The 16,281-nt window shown below is 68.2% G+C and carries 20 protein-coding genes (1 of these 20 cut by a window edge); 14 read left to right on the top strand and 6 right to left on the bottom strand.

What is annotated here, in order from left to right:
• Window positions 1-11 precede the first annotated feature (11 nt).
• From E5F05_RS18025 to E5F05_RS18035, 3 genes are read left to right on the top strand one after another with little or no spacing between them, the layout of a single operon-like run.
• Window positions 12-425, top strand: coding sequence for a putative dsRNA-binding protein (locus E5F05_RS18025; protein WP_129120025.1), 414 nt, complete (start codon window positions 12-14; stop codon window positions 423-425).
• Entirely contained in the window at window positions 422-1,090 is a 669-nt protein-coding gene (locus E5F05_RS18030) for an HAD family hydrolase (RefSeq protein ID WP_129120026.1), read from the top strand. The genes E5F05_RS18025 and E5F05_RS18030 overlap by 4 nt, the downstream gene beginning before the upstream one ends.
• Window positions 1,087-1,428, top strand: coding sequence for a YraN family protein (locus E5F05_RS18035; RefSeq protein WP_129120027.1), 342 nt, complete (start codon window positions 1,087-1,089; stop codon window positions 1,426-1,428). Before E5F05_RS18030 ends, E5F05_RS18035 begins: the two co-directional genes overlap by 4 nt.
• Here the strand turns inward: E5F05_RS18035 and E5F05_RS18040 are convergent.
• Window positions 1,425-3,893 carry a transglycosylase domain-containing protein gene (locus E5F05_RS18040; protein WP_129120028.1) on the bottom strand — a complete coding sequence of 823 codons (2,469 nt, stop codon included), beginning with the start codon at window positions 3,891-3,893 and terminating at the stop codon, window positions 1,425-1,427. The two genes, E5F05_RS18035 and E5F05_RS18040, sit on opposite strands and share 4 nt — an antisense overlap.
• 166 nt (window positions 3,894-4,059) lie before the next feature.
• Here E5F05_RS18040 and ttcA point away from each other — a divergent pair, with 166 nt between their 5' ends.
• Both ttcA and E5F05_RS18050 read left to right on the top strand, forming a co-directional pair.
• Window positions 4,060-4,935 (top strand): tRNA 2-thiocytidine(32) synthetase TtcA, encoded by an 876-nt coding sequence (ttcA, locus tag E5F05_RS18045; protein WP_129120029.1) that lies wholly within the window; start codon window positions 4,060-4,062, stop codon window positions 4,933-4,935.
• 28 nt (window positions 4,936-4,963) lie between these two features.
• Window positions 4,964-5,476: a GNAT family N-acetyltransferase gene (locus E5F05_RS18050; protein WP_129120030.1), complete on the top strand. Its 513-nt coding sequence runs from the start codon at window positions 4,964-4,966 to the stop codon at window positions 5,474-5,476.
• A gap of 3 nt (window positions 5,477-5,479) precedes the next feature.
• On the opposite strand, the gene E5F05_RS18055 is transcribed toward E5F05_RS18050, so the two are convergent.
• Both E5F05_RS18055 and E5F05_RS18060 read right to left on the bottom strand, forming a co-directional pair.
• On the bottom strand, window positions 5,480-6,307 hold the full coding sequence (locus tag E5F05_RS18055) for a DUF72 domain-containing protein (protein ID WP_129120031.1): 828 nt from the start codon (window positions 6,305-6,307) through the stop codon (window positions 5,480-5,482).
• Between the two features lie 69 nt (window positions 6,308-6,376).
• The gene (locus tag E5F05_RS18060) at window positions 6,377-6,796 is read right to left on the bottom strand and encodes a response regulator (protein ID WP_129120032.1); all 420 of its coding nucleotides are present in this window, start codon (window positions 6,794-6,796) and stop codon (window positions 6,377-6,379) included.
• 231 nt (window positions 6,797-7,027) lie between these two features.
• Between E5F05_RS18060 and hisF the strand changes: the two genes are divergently transcribed.
• Genes hisF through E5F05_RS18075 form a run of 3 tightly spaced genes read left to right on the top strand, consistent with a single transcriptional unit; the run spans window position 7,028 to window position 9,019 of the window.
• The gene (hisF, locus tag E5F05_RS18065; RefSeq protein ID WP_129120033.1) at window positions 7,028-7,807 is read left to right on the top strand and encodes an imidazole glycerol phosphate synthase subunit HisF; all 780 of its coding nucleotides are present in this window, start codon (window positions 7,028-7,030) and stop codon (window positions 7,805-7,807) included.
• Window positions 7,804-8,460, top strand: a complete 657-nt coding sequence (hisIE, locus tag E5F05_RS18070; RefSeq protein ID WP_129120034.1) for a bifunctional phosphoribosyl-AMP cyclohydrolase/phosphoribosyl-ATP diphosphatase HisIE — start codon at window positions 7,804-7,806, stop codon at window positions 8,458-8,460. The genes hisF and hisIE overlap by 4 nt, the downstream gene beginning before the upstream one ends.
• Window positions 8,453-9,019, top strand: coding sequence for a 5-formyltetrahydrofolate cyclo-ligase (locus E5F05_RS18075; protein ID WP_241687223.1), 567 nt, complete (start codon window positions 8,453-8,455; stop codon window positions 9,017-9,019). The genes hisIE and E5F05_RS18075 overlap by 8 nt, the downstream gene beginning before the upstream one ends.
• Here the strand turns inward: E5F05_RS18075 and E5F05_RS18080 are convergent.
• Entirely contained in the window at window positions 9,010-9,552 is a 543-nt protein-coding gene (locus E5F05_RS18080) for a 2'-5' RNA ligase family protein (RefSeq protein WP_129120035.1), read from the bottom strand. The genes E5F05_RS18075 and E5F05_RS18080 overlap by 10 nt on opposite strands.
• Before the next feature lie 127 nt (window positions 9,553-9,679).
• Here E5F05_RS18080 and gcvT point away from each other — a divergent pair, with 127 nt between their 5' ends.
• The 5 genes from gcvT to E5F05_RS18105 all read left to right on the top strand — a co-directional run bounded on the left by gcvT (window position 9,680) and on the right by E5F05_RS18105 (window position 15,162).
• Window positions 9,680-10,753 carry a glycine cleavage system aminomethyltransferase GcvT gene (gene gcvT / locus E5F05_RS18085; RefSeq protein ID WP_171029519.1) on the top strand — a complete coding sequence of 358 codons (1,074 nt, stop codon included), beginning with the start codon at window positions 9,680-9,682 and terminating at the stop codon, window positions 10,751-10,753.
• An 87-nt stretch (window positions 10,754-10,840) separates the two neighbouring features.
• Complete coding sequence (gcvH, locus tag E5F05_RS18090) at window positions 10,841-11,203, top strand: glycine cleavage system protein GcvH (RefSeq protein ID WP_129120036.1); 363 nt, start codon at window positions 10,841-10,843, stop codon at window positions 11,201-11,203.
• A 97-nt stretch (window positions 11,204-11,300) separates the two neighbouring features.
• Entirely contained in the window at window positions 11,301-14,177 is a 2,877-nt protein-coding gene (gene gcvP / locus E5F05_RS18095; RefSeq protein ID WP_129120037.1) for an aminomethyl-transferring glycine dehydrogenase, read from the top strand.
• A gap of 139 nt (window positions 14,178-14,316) precedes the next feature.
• Window positions 14,317-14,868, top strand: coding sequence for an ankyrin repeat domain-containing protein (locus E5F05_RS18100; protein ID WP_129120038.1), 552 nt, complete (start codon window positions 14,317-14,319; stop codon window positions 14,866-14,868).
• Window positions 14,869-14,943: 75 nt separating this feature from the next.
• Window positions 14,944-15,162 carry a hypothetical protein gene (locus tag E5F05_RS18105; RefSeq protein WP_129120039.1) on the top strand — a complete coding sequence of 73 codons (219 nt, stop codon included), beginning with the start codon at window positions 14,944-14,946 and terminating at the stop codon, window positions 15,160-15,162.
• Here E5F05_RS18105 and E5F05_RS18110 read toward each other — a convergent pair.
• Both E5F05_RS18110 and E5F05_RS18115 read right to left on the bottom strand, forming a co-directional pair.
• Window positions 15,157-15,594: a hypothetical protein gene (locus E5F05_RS18110; protein WP_129120040.1), complete on the bottom strand. Its 438-nt coding sequence runs from the start codon at window positions 15,592-15,594 to the stop codon at window positions 15,157-15,159. The two genes, E5F05_RS18105 and E5F05_RS18110, sit on opposite strands and share 6 nt — an antisense overlap.
• A 61-nt stretch (window positions 15,595-15,655) precedes the next feature.
• Window positions 15,656-15,979, bottom strand: a complete 324-nt coding sequence (locus tag E5F05_RS18115; RefSeq protein ID WP_129120041.1) for a cupin domain-containing protein — start codon at window positions 15,977-15,979, stop codon at window positions 15,656-15,658.
• A gap of 225 nt (window positions 15,980-16,204) precedes the next feature.
• On the opposite strand from E5F05_RS18115, the gene dnaG reads away from it, so the two are divergent.
• Window positions 16,205-16,281: the 5' end (the start) of a DNA primase gene (gene dnaG / locus E5F05_RS18120; protein WP_164973546.1), read on the top strand. Its footprint extends 1,687 nt past the window's final position; the window shows 77 of its 1,764 coding nt (coding positions 1-77); it begins with the start codon at window positions 16,205-16,207; its stop codon lies beyond the right edge, outside the window.

Genomic DNA, 16,281 nt, shown 5'->3' on the forward strand with positions numbered 1-16,281 from the left:
ACGCTGGGGCCATGAATCCCAAGGGCGACCTGATCGCGCGGCTCACGGCGCTGGGCCTCGGCACCCCCACCTTCGACGCGACGGCGGAAGGTCCCCCGCACGAGCGCGTCTTTCACGTGACCGTCTCGGCGGGTGGGCGCGCACTCGGCCAGGGCGAGGGCCGCAGCAAGCGCGACGCCGAACGCGGGGCGGCGGAAGCGGCCCTGGCGGCCCTGGACGCGCAGGAGGGGGACCAGTCAGTCCAGACACAGTTAGCCCAGCCGCGCGGACGCTGGCCCATCTACGCGGCGGTGCTGGAGGGGGCGCTGGAGGCCGCGCTGGAACTCGCCCCCGAGGACGCCACCCTGGACGACGTGCGCGAGGATGCCGCCCGCCTCTACCGCGACCTCCTGGCCGACCTCGGACACGGACCGGAGGAGGCGTGACCCTGGCCCTTCCCGGTCACCCGGCGGGCGTGCTGTTCGATATGGACGGCGTGCTGATGACCAACAACGCCTTTCACCGCCAGGCGTGGCAGGAGGTCGCCGCCGACCTGCTGGGCCTGAACCTCACCGAGCACGACCTCAATACCAAGGTGGACGGCGGGCGCAACCCCGAGATCATCGAGCGGCTGACGGGCCAGGCCCCCGACGAGGCCCTGATCCGGCGTTTCCACGAGGCGAAGGAGAGCCGTTACCGCAGCCTCGCACGCGGGCAACTGCGGGAAGTTGCGGGCCTGAGCGCCTATCTGGACGCCCTGGAGGCGCGGGGAATTCCTTTCGCCCTGGTCACGAGTGCCGACGCCGTGAATGTCGAGTTCGGCATGGAGGCGCTGGGCTTCGGCGGGCGGTTCGGGCCGCGCGTGCTGGGCGAACACGTGACGCGGGGCAAGCCGCACCCGGAACCCTTCGAGCGGGGCGCGGCGCTGCTGGGCCTGGACCCCCGCGCCTGCCTGGCCCACGAGGACGCGGTGAACGGCGTCCGCAGCGCGGCCGGGGCAGGCTGTACGGTCGTGGCCCTCACGACCACGGCTCCCGCAGAAGCGTTGCTGGCGGCAGGAGCCGTGCTGGCCGTCCCCGACTTCACCCGCTGGGAAACCTGGCTCGCGTGAAGGGCGCGGACGCCGAGGCCCGCGCCGCTGCCCACCTCGCTTCCCTGGGCCGGGAGGTGGTGGCGCGCAACTACCGCATTCCGGGCGGTGAGATTGACTTGATCACCCGTGACGGAAACGTGCTCGTCTTTACCGAGGTCCGCCAGCGCCGGAATGCCCGCTTTGGGGGCGCCGCCGAGAGTGTCACCCCGCGCAAGCTCGCGCTGATGCGGCGGGCGGCCCTGGCCTACCTCGTCCGGGAGCACGGCCGCGATGATCTCCCCTGCCGCCTGGAAGTGCTGACCATCGACGGTCCCGCCGAGACGGGCAGTCTCACGCTGATTCCGCTGGACGGCTAGAACGTGGGGGGAGTGGACGTACCCGCGCTGTTCGGATCGCCGCCATTCTGCCAGAAGCCATCGGGCGGCAGGGGCAGGTCGCCGCTGCCCTGTTGGGACGGGTCGGGGACGGGCTGCGGCTCGGTCGGGGAGGCTTGCGGGGCCAGGTCGCCGGATGGGGCTTCCGGGGGGGCGGGCGTGAAGGTGTCCCCCGCGCCGTCCTGAGGCACGCTCCCCTCCTGCGGGGCGCCGTAGGGGTCCTGGGGAGACGTTTCCTGTGGGGAGGACGGCTCACTGGGCACCGGCTCCGCAGGCACCGTATCCAGCGGCCCCTGCGGATCGGGGACGGGCTGATCGGGCGCGGCCTGGTCGGGGACCTCCTGCGTCGGCGCCTCGGTCAGCGGGCCGGGCTGGGAGTTGGGTGCGGGGACGGGAACAGGTGCGGGCGGGCGTTGGCGGCGGCCGAAGAAGCCCCCGCCACTGCTGTCCCCGCTGCCGTCGCGGGCCACCGGCTCCTGGTCGGCCTCCTCCTGGCGGAAGGCCATCTCGACCTGCCGCACCACGCGGTAGGTGATGCCGCCCGGTTCGGTGAAGGTCTGGTGGGGTTGCCCGGCCAGTGCTCCCGCCACCGCCTGCTGCCAGACGGGCGTGGGAATCTCGCCGCTGTAGGCCCAGTTCGGCAGGGCGCCGCCCGCCTGCTTGCCGACCCACACCGCTCCCGCGACCGTCGGCGTGACCCCGGCGAACCACAGGTCCTTGACATCGTTGGTGGTGCCGGTCTTGCCGCCCACGTCCCAGCCGGGAATCTGCGCGCGGGTGGCGAGGCCGCCCTGGTACTCGGTCAGGTCGTTCACCACGCCGCGGATCATGTCCAGCCCCAGCCAGGCCGCCCGCGCGTCCCACACCCGTTTGCCCTGCGGCGCGGGCCGCTGGTAGAGGGTGCGTCCACGGTCATCCTCCACCTTGCGGACCAGGGTGGGCGCGTAGTACAGGCCGCCGTTGGCAAAGGCCGCGTAGGCGGCGGCCATCTGAAGCGGGCTGGCTTCCAGCGTGCCGATGCTGAGCGACAGGCCCGCGTCGGGCGGCGGCGTAAGGCCGAGTTCGCGCAGCTTGTCCTCGAAGGCGTTCACGCCGACCTCCTGCGCGATCCGCACGGTGGGAAGGTTCAGGCTGTGGTCGAGCGCGTAGCGCATGGTGACGTAGCGGCCCGTCCAGCGCCCGTCGTAGTTCTGCGGCTGGTAGTCGCCCGCGAGCGGCGCGTCCAGCACGGTATCGCTCTGCTTCCAGCCCTTCGAGAGCGCCAGGGTATACAGCAGCGGCTTGATCGAGCTGCCCACCTGCCGCTGGGCCTGGACAGCGTTGTTCCAGTCCCCCGGCCGCCCCCCCGTCAGCTTCTGCCCGACCAGCGCCAGCACCTCGCCGTTCTTGGGGCTGACCAGCGCCAGGCCGAGCGTCGCGCCGTCGGGGAGGCGGGCGTTCAGGCTGGCCTGCTCCGAAGCCTGCTGGGCCTGGAGGTCCAGGGCGGTGTAGACCTTGCCGCCGCCGAACAGCGCCTTGCGCCCGAGTTTGGGAATCAGTTCCTTCTCGACCGCCTGGAGGTAGTGAAAGGCCGTCTGCACCGGGGGGGGCGGCATGTTCTCCTGCAACCGCTCAGGGCGTTCCAGCACGGCCGTGCGGACAGTGCCGTCGCTGTTCCAGCCGATGCGCCAGCCCGCCGGATAGATCGGCGTGCGCCAGGCGGCGTCAGCCTCGGCCTGGGTGATGCGGCCGTCCTCCACCATGCGGCCCAGCAGGTCCTTCATCAGCGGGCGGTACGCCTTGAAGTCCTTGTATCGCTCGTTGGGTGCGGGCACCAGGGTCGTGAGGTACACGCTCTCGGCCAGGTTCAGGTCCGAAGCCGACTTGCGGAAGTACGCCTGCGCCGCCGTCCCCGCCCCGATGATGTCGCTGCGGCCCCCGTCGCCCCAGTAGATGACGTTCAGGTAGGCGTTCAGAATCTGGTCCTTGTTGAAGCTGCGCTCCAACTGGTAGGCCAGCAGGGCTTCCTTGAACTTGCGCTCGGGGGTGCGGGCGCTGTGCAGGTCGGCCAGCAGGGTGTTTTTCACCACCTGCTGCGTGATGGAGGAGCCGCCCTCCAGATCGTTTTTCAGCACACCCTTGAGGAGCCCGCGCGCGATCCCGATGTAATCCACGCCGTGGTGCTTGTAGAAGCGGCGGTCCTCGCTGGTCACGATGGCCTTCTGGAGCCACGGGCTGATCTCGTTGAGCTTCAGCAGGTCGCGGTTGACACTCTGACCGCTGCTCAGGCTGGGGGTGAGGGTGCCGACCAGGGCACCGTTGCGGTCATACACGCGGGTCTTGCCGCTGAGTTCCAGCACGTCCAGGTCCTGCACACTGGGAAGGTCGCGCCCCCACAGCCACCACATGGCGCCCGCGCCCCCCACACCCAGTAACAGGAGGACACCCAGGCCCGTGAAAAACCGCATGACGTTCACTTTAGCGGCCTTTCATGTGACCGCTGGGGGGAAAGGTCACGGTAGCGGGGGGGCGAGGTCAACATCTCGCCGTTCAGGGTACGGGTTACCACGCGGCCTGTCGTCAGCCGTTAGCATGACGCCCACTTCGCGCGCAAGATGCGGGAAGCTCCCAATCATGACCAAGACTGCCTCCTCTGACCCCACCCTGCTGTTTCCGCCGCTCGTCAAGGGCGCGGCGCAGGCCATCACCGACTACCGCATGATCGAGGAGGGGGACCGGGTGATGGTCTGCCTCTCGGGCGGCAAGGACAGCTACACGCTGCTGGACATCCTGCTGCACCTCCAGAAGCGCGCGCCGATCCACTTCGAGGTGGTGGCCGTCAATCTCGACCAGGGCCAGCCGGGTTTTCCCACCCACGTCCTGCCCGAGTACCTGACGCGGCTGGGCGTGAAGTTCGATATCCTGACGGAAGACACCTACAGCATCGTCAAGGAGAAGACGCCGGAGGGCAAGACCACCTGCGCGCTGTGCAGCCGGTTGAGGCGGGGCATCCTGTACGCCCATGCCCGCAGGATCGGCGCGACGAAGATCGCCCTGGGCCACCACCGCGACGACATCCTCGAAACGCTCTTCATGAACATGTTCTTCGGCGCGCGCCTCAAGGCCATGCCGCCCAAGTTGCAATCCGACGACGGGACGAACGTGGTGATCCGCCCCCTCGCCTACCTCGCGGAGCGCGACATTCAGCGGTACGCCGAGGCCAGAGGCTTTCCGATCATCCCCTGCAACCTCTGCGGCAGCCAGGAAAACCTCCAGCGCAAGATTGTGGGCGAGATGCTGGAAGGCTGGGAGCGGGAACATCCCGGCCGCCTCCAGAACGTCCTGCGTTCGCTGACGCGCGTGACGCCCAGTCATTTGCTGGACCGTGACCTGTACGACTTCGCCTCTCTAAGCATCGCACCCGCCGAGGGCGACAAGGGCTTCGACGGCGAGGAGTACCCGGAGCGGGAGTTTCTGGCGGGACTGGGGGAGTTGACGATGCTGGGGTGACGTTCTCCTCGTCCGCTAGCCTGACGCCATGCGCCAGACCATCCTCACCACCCAGCGCCTCACCATCACCACCTGGGAACCGGAAGACTTCGCGGACTTCCAGGCGCTACACGCCGATCCCCTGACCATGCGTTTTTTCGCCAGCGGCCCTTACGACCAGGCACGGGCCGCGTCGCGCTTCGCGGACTTCCGACTTGAGCAGGCGGAATGGGGCTGGACGAAGTGGCGGGTGCAGGACAGCAGCGGCAGGACCATCGGACGCGGCGGCTTCGGCCTGAGCGAGGAGGGCCAGCCGCGCGAACTGGGCTATCTGCTTGCGCCAGAACTCTGGGGACAGGGACTGGCGACCGAACTCGCCCGTGCCCTTGTGGACTGGCACTTCGCGCATCCCGACCCGCGCCTCAGCCGCGACCTCCTCGCCTTCGCGCATGTGGAGAACGGAGCCAGCCGCCGCGTGCTGGAGAAGGTGGGCTTTACGCCAACGAGCGAGCGCGACTGGCAGGGGCAGCCCCACGCCTTTTACCTGTTCCCTGCCGACTGACGTTCACAGCAGCCGCCCCTCCTCTCCCGGCTCCGGCGTCCGGACCGGCACTCCCCGCGCATTCAACGCCTCGCGCAGCATCGGGATGTTCTTCAGGGCGTGGCCCCTGGTCGTATTTTCAAAAAACACGTACAACTCAGACAGATCATCCGCCACCAGCGCGATTTTCTCGGCCCACTCGTCCATCTCGGCGCGGGTGTAGAGGTAGTCGTGGCGTTCGGACGCGCTCTGACCTTCCCACCAACTGCCCTTGTTGCGGCCGTGCAGGCGCAGGTAGCCGACATCGGTGGTGACGTGGACCTGGGGCTCAGGCATGCCGCCCACCGGGGGATAGTCGGGGCTGACCCAGATCAGACCGTGCTCGGCCATCCCCTCGCGGACCTCGGGCTTGTCCCAGGAGGCGTGGCGCAGTTCGACCGCCAGTTCGTGCCCGGCGAACCGCTCGGCCAGGCCCAGCAGGTACTTGCGGTTGTCGCCGGTCCGGTGGAAGGAGTAGGGGAACTGGGCGAGGTAAGGCCCCATCACCCCGGCTTCACGCAGCGGCTCGGGGCTTTGCAGCATCCGGTCGAAGTCGGCGTCGGTGGGGGTCCGCTCGTGGGTGAAGACCTTGTTCAGCTTGACGGCGAAGCGGGTCCGGCCTCCCGACTTGCGGACCATCCCCTCGAAGGCCTTGATGCCGGGAATGGCGTAGAAGGAGGAGTTCAGCTCCACAGCATCGAAGTAATGCGAGTACGTCTCCAGATAGGCGTCCTTCTTCACGCCCTCGTAGATCAGGCCGGGGGCCGTCCAGTCGTCGTTGGTGTAGCCGCCGCAACCGATCCATACGCGCATAGGGTCAGGCTAGCGGGCAAGGGTGAGGAGAGACGCGCGGGTGAACGCCGCCTCAAGGCGGAAGGGCGTTCAACCCACACGCGGGCGGCAGTTCAGGTGCGCCCAGAAGGCCGTGATGGTGTGCATCGCCTCGCGGAAGCGGGTGAAGTCCAGCGGTTTGATGACGTAGCCGCTCGCGCCGTGCGCGTAGCTGTCGCGGATGTCGCGCGCCTCGTCACTGGTGCTGAGCATGACCACCGGGAGGTCACGGGTGCGAGTCTCGCTGCGGATGGCGTCCAGCACGGCCAGACCGTCCATGTGCGGCATCTTCAGGTCGAGCAGGATCAGGTCGGGGAGCGGTGCCGGACCGCGCAGCACCGTCAGGGCCTCGGGGCCGCTCCCCGCGACGGCGATCTCACAACTGCTGCCCCCGTCCTCCTGAAAGGCGTTCAGGGCCAGTTCCACGTCGTGCGGATTGTCGTCCACCAGCAGGATCCGTCGGCGCTCCACAGGTCCCTCCCTTTCCCTTCACCCTAGCTGACTGGATATGAAAATTTCATCAATTCTCGGTCATGGCCTGTGACCCATGTGTGACCTGTTGCGCTTGTCCTTCAGGGGGAGACGCAGGCAGGCGGCGGAGAGGGCCACAGCGGAAAACGCCCGTCCTGACGGCGGTTTCGCCAGCCCCGGCTGTCTGCCTGACCGGAAGGAAGGCGCAGGCGGGCGGGGTAGACTGCGCCCGTGTTGACGAAGCGGATCATTCCCTGTCTGGACGTGCAAAACGGGCGGGTGGTCAAGAACGTGCGGTTCTTCGAGAACCACCGCGACGCGGGTGATCCCCTGGCGCTCGCCCAGGCTTACGAGGCGCAGCAGGCCGACGAACTGGTCTTCTACGACATCACCGCCACCTTTGAAGGCCGCTCCCTCATGCTGGACGTGGCCGCCCGCGTCGCGGAGCAGGTGATGATGCCGCTGACGGTCGGGGGCGGCGTGAATGCCGTGTCCGACTTCCGGCAACTGCTGCTGGCCGGAGCCGACAAGATCAGCGTGAACAGTAGCGCGGTGCGGCGGCCCGAGCTGATCCGCGAGGCGTCGGACCATTTCGGCGCGCAGTGCGTGGTGTTGAGCATCGACGCCAAACGGCGGGCGGACGGCAACGGCTGGACCGTACATGTGGGAGGCGGCCGGGTGGACACCGGCCTGGACCTGCTGGAGTGGGCCGAGCGGGGGCAGTCTCTCGGCGCGGGCGAACTCTGCCTGAACGTGATGGACGCCGACGGCACCCGCGCGGGCTTCGACCTGGAAGCCACCCGCGCGGTCGCCTCGGCGGTGGACCTGCCCGTGATCGCGTCAGGCGGGGCCGGGCAGCTTTCGGACTTCCGTGACGTGCTCACCACGGGCCACGCCGACGCCGCTCTGGCCGCCAGCGTCTTTCACTTCGGAGAATTGACGGTGCCGCAGGTGAAGGCGTACCTCCGGGACGAGGGGCTGCCGGTGCGCCCGGAATGGCGGGAAGCATGAGCCTGCTCGAAAAGCTGAAGTTCGGCCCGGACGGTCTGATTCCGGTCGTCACCCAGGACGCGCGCACCGGCGCCGTGCTGATGCAGGCATATGCCGACCGGGCCGCCATCGAGCGCACGCTGGAAACGCGCGAGGCCACCTACTACAGCCGTTCACGCCGCGAGCAGTGGGTCAAGGGGGCGACCAGCGGCCACACGCAGCGGGTGGTGAGCGTCCACGCCGACTGCGACGGTGACAGCCTGCTGTACCGTGTGGAACAGACCGGCCCGGCCTGTCACACCGGCGAGTATTCCTGCTTCCACGCGCCGCTCCTGGCAGAAGAGCCGCCCTCTACCGGACTGGACGGCACGCTGGAGCGCGTCTACGCCACCATCGCTGAGCGCCTCGCCACCCTGCCCGAGAACAGTTACGTGGCGCGGCTGCATGCGGGGGGTCTGGACCGCGTGCTGAAAAAGATCAGCGAGGAGGCGGGCGAGGTGCTGCTGGCCGCCAAGAATGGCGACCGGGCCGAACTGGCGACCGAGGCCGCCGACCTGCTGTTTCACACCCTCTTTGCGCTGGCGGAAGTGGGCGTCTCTCCCGCCGACGTGGCCGCCGTCCTGCAAGGGCGCGAGGGCAAAAGCGGGCTGAAGGGGCCGAAGGAAGTTGGCTGACACGCTGCTGCCGCCCCCGCCCGCCCATGCCCCGAAAGCGGAGTGGCGGGCCTGGGCACGCGAGGTGCGGGCGGGACTGCCTGACCTCTCCGCCGAAATCAGCGCGCACCTCGCCGCCTTCCTGGGGGAGCGGGGGGTGCGGTGCGTGCTGGCCTACCGTGCCCTGCCGGGTGAGCCGGACGTGGCGGCCCTGGCCGGGTCCTTCGAACTGCTCACCACCCGCGCCCGCTTCCGGCCCGAGCCGCGCCTCACGCTGCACCCCTGGCACACCGCCACCGAGCCGAGCCGCTTCGGGGCGCTGCAACCCCCGGCCGACGCGCCGCGTGTCGCCCTGGACACCGTGGACGCGGTGCTGCTCCCCGCCCTGGCCTTCGACTGCCGGGGCGTGCGGCTGGGGTATGGAGGCGGCTTCTACGACCGGCTGCTGCCGGGCTTCAGGGGGCTGACGGTGGGCGTGGTCGGGGAGGCCCTGGTGGTGGACGCACTCCCCAGCGAGGCGCACGACCTGCGGATAGGCTTTCTGGCGACGGAAACGGGCGTGCGAAGCGTTCAGCCCTGAGCTGCGTCCGTCCCCAGCGGCCAGGCCTCCTGCGGCACGTACAGGCCCCCCGGTCCGGGCTTCCGCATCAGCCACACTTCCCGCGCCGTGAACGTGAGCGGCCGGGTGTCGAGGTCGGCAAATTCCGCCTGGGCCGCAGACAGGACCGCACCCATATCCACTCCACGCCGGTTCAGCGCGAGCGTCAGGTGGGGCGTCATGTGCGACCCCTCGTAGCCAAAACGCGCGGGCGGCTTCAGCGCGTCCAGCAGCCGGACATGCAGGGCCACGGCCTCCGGGGAGTGGACGGCGAGATACACGGCGCTGCCGCCACGAAAAGCCCGCGCACCCCCGAGATGCAGGGTGACCGGCGCACTCGCGGCGACCACTGCCCGCGCCACCGGGAGCCAGGCGAGATCGGCGTCCAATCCACTCCGCGCCTTCACGGTCACGTGCGGGGCACTTTCCCGCAGGCGCAGCCGCGCCCGGAAGACCTCCACCCGTGCGGTGAGGCCAGCAGGCGGCAGCAGGCCCAGCAGAAACGAGGGCGTCACTTCGCCTCCGTGGAGCGGAGAGTCCGATGCAGACGCGCATTTCTGCTTCCCGGCATACCCCACTGTAGCCTGCCGAACGTCCAAGCCTGCCGGACGCGAACCCGCTGACCTCCGGTACAGTTCAGGGGTGACCAGCACTCCTGAGACGCCGCTGAGGCGGACGCCCCTGCACGCCGCGCATCTGAAGGCCGGTGCCCGGATGGTGCCCTTTGGCGGGTGGGATATGCCCGTGCAGTACGCGGGCGTCAAGGCCGAACATGACGCCGTCCGCACCCGCGCGGGCGTCTTCGACGTGTCGCACATGGGCGAGTTCCGCGTGCAGGGCCCGGACGCGGGGGCCTTCCTCCAGCGCGTCACCACCAACGACGTCATGAAGCTGAAGCCGGGCCGCGCCCAGTACAACTGGCTCCCCAACGAGGCGGGCGGCCTGGTGGACGACATCTATGTCTACCGTGTGGGCGAGCAGGAATTCCTGCTGGTCGTGAACGCCAGCAACATCGGGAAGGACTGGGCGCACCTCCAGCAGCACGCCGCAGACTTCAGCGTTCAGCTCAGCGACGAGTCGGACCGCTGGGGCCTGCTGGCCGTGCAGGGACCGGAGGCGGAGGCGCTGCTGCAACCCCACACCGACGTGAACCTGAGCGCGAAGAAGAAGAACGCCTACTTCCCCGCCCGGCTGCTGGGATTTGACGTGTGGCTGGCCCGCACCGGCTACACCGGCGAGGACGGCTTCGAGGTCTTCGTGAAGGCGGACGAGGCCGAGGCGCTGTGGGACAGGCTCCTGGCTCTGGGCCTCACCCCGGCGGGCCTGGGCGCGCGCGACACGCTGCGGCTGGAAGCGGGTTTTCCGCTGTACGGCCACGAATTCGCGGACGACCTCCACCCCCTCGCCAGCACGTATACCTGGGTGGTGAAGGACAAGGAGCATGTGGGCCGCGCAGGGATGCAGGCCGCGCCGCCCGTCAAGCTGATCGGGCTGGCGCTGGAGCGCGTCCCGGTGCGTGAAGGTTACCCGGTGCTGCTGAACGGCGAGCGCGTCGGCCAGGTCACCAGCGGCACCAGCAGCCCCACCCTCGGCCACCCGATTGCGATGGCGCTGGTCCAGAGTGACGCCGCGCAGGCCGACGCCTACGAGGTCGAGGTGCGCGGCAAGGCGCATCCGGCGCGGCGGGTGGAGTTGCCCTTCTACAAGAGAGCGTAGAACGGTGGCTCCCGGATCGTAGGGCTGGCCCTCAACGATCCCCAAATCCCACACTTCCCCCCTCCCCGATACAGGAGAATCAAATCCATGCAGACCCCCACCGAACTGAAATACGCCCCCTCCCACGAATGGCTCGCTCCCGACGGCACGGTCGGCATCAGCGATTTCGCGCAGGACCAACTGGGCGACGTGGTGTACGTCGAACTGCCCGAAGTGGGCCGCGTGGTCACGGCGGGCGAGACGGTCGCCGTCGTCGAGAGCGTGAAGACCGCCTCCGACATCTATGCCCCCGCCAGCGGCACCATCATCGCCGTCAACGAGCAGCTTTCCGGCAGCCCCGAACTGGTCAACAGCGGCCCTTACGAGGGCGGCTGGCTCTTCAAGCTGGACGTGACCGGGGAAAGCGGCGACCTGATGGATGCGGACGCCTATGCTGCCGCGAACGGCTGAGCAGCGATCAGGGTCAGCCATCAGCAGCTTGGGCCAAAGCTTCAGCCTTCTGCTGACGGCTGAGAGCTGAAAGCTGACCGCTTCCCAAGGAGAACCCATGCGCCCCCTCAACGAACTCCTCCAAACCGACGATTTCACCCGCCGCCACATCGGCCCCAGCCAGGCGGAACAGGCCGAAATGCTCGCCGCGCTCGGTGTCGCCAGCCTGGACGAACTGACCGAAACCACCCTGCCCGAGAGCATCCGCTTCGGGGGCGAGCTGAAGGTCGGCGGCGCGGTCACCGAAGCGCAGGCCCTCGCGGACCTCAAGGCCGTGGCCGATAAGAACAAGGTCTTCCGCTCCTACATCGGCATGGGCTATTACGGCACCCTCACGCCGGGCGTCATTCTGCGGAACATGCTGGAAAACCCCGGCTGGTACACGGCCTATACCCCCTACCAGGCCGAGATTTCGCAGGGCCGCCTGGAAATGCTGCTCAACTTCCAGCAGATGGTGATGGACCTGACTGGGATGCCCGTCGCCAACGCCTCCCTGCTGGACGAGGCCACCGCCGCCGCCGAGGCGATGACCCTGGCGAAGCGGCAGGTCAAGAACAAGGGCAACGTCTTCTACGTGGCGGACGACGTTCACCCGCAGACACTGGATGTGATCCGCACCCGCGCCGAGTATTTCGGCTACCAGGTCATGACCGGCCCCGCGAACGGCGACCTGCCCGAAGGCACCTTCGCCGCGCTGGTGCAGTCGCCCGGTACGTATGGCGATCTGCACGACCTCTCCCCTATCGCGGAACGGGTTCACGCGGCGCAGGGGGCGCTGATCGGGGCGACCGACCTGCTGGCCGACGCGCTGGTGAAGCCGCCCGGCGAGCAGGGCGCGGACATCGTGATCGGCAGCGCGCAACGCTTCGGCGTCCCGATGGGCTTCGGCGGGCCGCACGCAGCGTTCCTGGCCTGCCGCAGCGAGTACCAGCGGTCCATGCCGGGCCGTGTGATCGGCGTCAGCAAGGACAGCCGGGGCAAGACTGCGTTGCGTATGGCGATGCAGACCCGCGAGCAGCACATCCGCCGCGAGAAGGCCACCTCCAACATCTGCACTGCGCAGGCGCTGCTGGCGAACATGGCCGCCGCATATGCGGTGTACCACGGGGCGGAGGGGATTCGGACGATTGCCGAGCGTGTCTACCGGCTGACCGCGATTCTCCACCAGGCGCTAACGGACGCGGGCCTGAAGCCGAACGCGACCTTCTTCGACACCCTCACCTTCGAGGGTGACGCGGCGGCCATCCGTGCCCGCGCCGAGGCGAAGGGCATCAACTTCCGCTATGGCCCGACGGACAACGGGGGCAACACCATCAGCGTCAGCCTGGACGAGACAGTGACGGTGGATGACCTGGCCGACATCATCGAAGCCATCACCGGGCAGCGGGTGGACGTGCTGGCGCTGAAAGGCGAAGCTGCTGGCGGCATCCCCACCGACCTCCAGCGCACCTCCGACTACCTCCAGCACCCCGTCTTCAACACGCACCACAGCGAACACGGGATGCTGCGGTACCTCAAGACGCTGGAGAACCGCGATTACAGCCTCGTCCACGGCATGATCCCGCTGGGAAGCTGCACCATGAAGCTCAACGCCACCACCGAGATGATCCCGGTGACGTGGCCGGAATTCGGCAGTCTGCACCCCTTCGCGCCGAACGAGCAGACGCAGGGCTACGCGCAGATGCTGGCCGAGCTGGAAGCGTGGCTGGCCGACATTACCGGGTACGACGCCGTGAGCCTCCAGCCCAACAGCGGCGCGCAGGGCGAGTACGCGGGCCTCCTCGCCATCCGCAAGTACCACGAGAGCCGGGGCGAGGCTCAGCGCACCGTCTGCCTGATTCCCGCCAGTGCGCACGGCACCAACCCCGCCAGCGCCGCGATGCTGGGGATGCAGGTCGTAGTGGTCAAGACCGACGAGAACGGCAACATCGACCTCGAAGACCTCAGGGCGAAGGCCGAGCAGCACGCCGACAAGCTGGGCGCGCTGATGATCACCTACCCCAGCACCCACGGCGTGTACGAGGAACACGTCACCGAGGTCTGCGACATCATCCACCAGCACGGCGGGCAGGTGTACCTGGACGGCGCGAACATGAACGCGATGGTGGGCCTCGCCAAGCCCGGCCTAATCGGCAGCGACGTCTCGCACCTCAACCTGCACAAGACCTTCGCCATCCCGCACGGCGGCGGCGGACCGGGCATGGGGCCGATTGGCGTGAAGGCCCACCTCGCGCCCTTCCTGCCCAACCACGACGTTCGGCCGGTCAACGACAGCCATACCGGGGCCGTGAGTGCCGCGCCCTACGGATCAGCCAGCATCCTGCCCATCAGCTACCTGTATATCCGCCTGCTGGGACCCGAAGGGCTGAAAAAGGCCACGCAGGTCGCGCTGCTGAACGCCAACTACATCGCGCAGAAGCTGGGCGGCGCGTACCCGGTCCTCTACACCGGGCGTAATGGCCGCGTGGCGCACGAATGCATCCTCGACATCCGCCCACTGAAGCAGGCCAGTGGCATCACGGAAGAGGACATCGCCAAGCGCCTGATGGACTACGGCTTCCACGCCCCCACCATGAGCTTCCCGGTGCCCGGCACGCTGATGATCGAGCCGACCGAGAGCGAGCCGAAAGCCGAACTCGACCGCTTCATCGACGCGATGCTGAACATCCGCCGCGAGATTCAGGAAGTGCAGGACGGCCTGATGAAAGCCGAGGACAGCCCGCTGCGGCACGCGCCGCACACCCAGGACGACCTGATGCAAGGCGAGTGGAACAGGGCTTACAGCCGCGAAACCGCCGCCTTCCCCACCCGAGCGCAGAAGCAATGGAAGTACTGGCCCGCCGTGAACCGCGTGGACAACGTGTTTGGGGACCGCAACTTCGTGTGCTCCTGCCCGCCGATTGAGGAATACGCGGAGTTCGAGTTCAGCGAGTAAAGCGAGTCCGGCGAAGAGGGGCAGCCTGAAGAGGCTTGCCTCTCTCCTCTTTTGTACGTGGTCCCAGCCATCCCTTTCCCCCCTGACACAATGGGATCACTCCTCCTCCCAGCCCCCATTTACCGACAAGGAGAACCCCATGCAAAACCCTTCCGACCAGAACCCCCACTCCACCCCGCTCCCCCTCGACCCCGAAACACTGGAATTCTTGCAGGGCGTCTTCGACCTCGTGCGCGCGGGGGACGCTGACCGCCTCGGCCCGCTGCTGGAGCGGGGGTTGCCGCCCAATCTCCGCAACCAGAAGGGCGACAGCCTGCTGATGCTCGCCAGCTATCACGGCCATCTGGAGGTGGCCCGGCAACTGCTGACGCATGGCGCCGACCCCGAACTGTCCAATGACCAGGGGCAGACGCCGCTTCAGGGGGCAGTCTTCAAGGGCGACGTGCCGATGGTCGAACTGCTCCTGGCCCACGGCGCCGATGTGGAAAGTGCTGGGCCGGACGGCAAGACGGCACTGATGATGGCCGCGATGTTCAACCGAATCAACCTCATTGACCTGCTGCTGGCACGCGGCGCGGACCTCCACGCCCGCGACGCGCGGGGCCTGTCGGCGCTGGACGTGGCCCGGATGATGGGCGCACCCGACACCGCGGCACAGCTCGAAGAGCGGCTGGGGCAGACCCAGGCGTGAACGCCCAATCCGCCTTACGCTGCCTCTCAAGCGTGGGGCAGGCCGGTGGCGGACAATACGGGCGGAGGCACCCCTATGACCGATGACCGCCGGGAAATCTACAATCCACCCGTGGATGTCAACCCATCGCCGGGCGAGAACGGCACCACCGAGGGCACCGTGAATGACACCACCAGCCTCGACACGACGCTGGGCACGTCACGCACCGGGGGAATGGGCGGGATGGCGGGCACGATGGACGTGGACACGGACAGGGCGGGAACACGTCCTACCAGCGAGCTCGAAGACCTATAACTCATCCTCGCCGCGCTCTGGCCTGATTCGCAAGGCCTGCCGGGCCAGCAGGACCGCGAGCAGCAACCCGGCGACATGCCAGAACGGGACCTGGGCGGACACGGCAAAGGCCAGGTCCGCCAGGCAGAGCAGGACCGCCAGCCCCAGACCGATCAGCGGCACGCGCCTTTGATGCACCGTGGCATACATGGCGGTCCTGGGGTGGGGGTCAGTCATGGCGTCGCGGGCCTCGACATACCGGATCAGCGTCAGGATGCCGTACACCAGCATCAATCCGGCCAGCAGCATCAGGGCCAGGCCCTCATACCGTCCAGCATTGGTGTAGTCGAGTGCCCCCAGCGTGAAGTGCCACAGGGCCGTCAGCAGGGCCAGCAGCGCCAGGCCCAGCGTGGCCGGAGTGCTGTAGGCGGGAGGAGTACCAAACGGAGGCATGGCGTAGCCCCACGGTACGCCCCGGCGGGAGCAGCAACGGTGGGGCAGCGGCCAAACAGGCTTAGCGGTCGGCGGCGGGGGTATTGACTTCGAGCGCCGTCAGCGTCTCCGTGATGCGGAAGGTGTGCGGCGTGTTGCGCGGGACGCGGTAACTGTCTCCGGGCGCGAGGCTGACCGTCTCACCGTTCACGATCAGGTCCACACGGCCCTCGATCACGTAACCCAGGGTTTCGTAGGGATGGGTGGACATCGGCTTGTCCGCGTTCGGCGCCTCGCGGTGCCACAGGCGCATGCTGCTGCCCTCGCCCCGGATCAGGTGGTGTTCGCCGTTCTCGCCGTGGGTGGTTTCATCCCGGCTGACCTTGTACTGGCTCTGTCGCGTCATGCCTCAGCGTGCGGCGCACGGCGGGCAGGAGGGTGAGGGGAGGCTTCAGGGGCACTTACCGCCGGGACCGGGCAGGGGAGCCGCACCAGCACGGCGTTGCCAGCTTGTGCCAGAAAATCACGTGCTGAACGTCCTTGACAGGGCTTGGCACCCGGGGGCGCGGGAGCGTAAACTGACGGTCTACCGTTGCGCTTCGCAACGTGGCCGGGGGGGTGAGGGGCAAAGGTGGGGACGAAGGAAGACGTGCGCGCACGGCTGAACATCGCGGATGTAATCAGCGAACACGTGCGCCTCTCCCCAGC

Origin of the sequence: Deinococcus metallilatus (genome assembly GCF_004758605.1) — a bacterium.
In the GTDB taxonomy this organism is placed as follows: Bacteria; Deinococcota; Deinococci; order Deinococcales; family Deinococcaceae; genus Deinococcus; species Deinococcus metallilatus.

Excerpts from the sequence above, each read along its gene's own strand:
- E5F05_RS18025 (WP_129120025.1), top strand. The coding sequence starts at position 12 with ATGAATCCCAAGGGCGACCTGATCGCGCGGCTCACGGCGCTGGGCCTC.
- E5F05_RS18040 (WP_129120028.1), bottom strand. The coding sequence starts at position 3,893 with ATGCGGTTTTTCACGGGCCTGGGTGTCCTCCTGTTACTGGGTGTGGGG.
- ttcA (WP_129120029.1), top strand. The coding sequence starts at position 4,060 with ATGACCAAGACTGCCTCCTCTGACCCCACCCTGCTGTTTCCGCCGCTC.
- E5F05_RS18050 (WP_129120030.1), top strand. The coding sequence starts at position 4,964 with ATGCGCCAGACCATCCTCACCACCCAGCGCCTCACCATCACCACCTGG.
- E5F05_RS18055 (WP_129120031.1), bottom strand. The coding sequence starts at position 6,307 with ATGCGCGTATGGATCGGTTGCGGCGGCTACACCAACGACGACTGGACG.
- hisIE (WP_129120034.1), top strand. The coding sequence starts at position 7,804 with ATGAGCCTGCTCGAAAAGCTGAAGTTCGGCCCGGACGGTCTGATTCCG.
- gcvH (WP_129120036.1), top strand. The coding sequence starts at position 10,841 with ATGCAGACCCCCACCGAACTGAAATACGCCCCCTCCCACGAATGGCTC.
- gcvP (WP_129120037.1), top strand. The coding sequence starts at position 11,301 with ATGCGCCCCCTCAACGAACTCCTCCAAACCGACGATTTCACCCGCCGC.
- E5F05_RS18100 (WP_129120038.1), top strand. The coding sequence starts at position 14,317 with ATGCAAAACCCTTCCGACCAGAACCCCCACTCCACCCCGCTCCCCCTC.
- E5F05_RS18105 (WP_129120039.1), top strand. The coding sequence starts at position 14,944 with ATGACCGATGACCGCCGGGAAATCTACAATCCACCCGTGGATGTCAAC.
- E5F05_RS18110 (WP_129120040.1), bottom strand. The coding sequence starts at position 15,594 with ATGCCTCCGTTTGGTACTCCTCCCGCCTACAGCACTCCGGCCACGCTG.
- E5F05_RS18115 (WP_129120041.1), bottom strand. The coding sequence starts at position 15,979 with ATGACGCGACAGAGCCAGTACAAGGTCAGCCGGGATGAAACCACCCAC.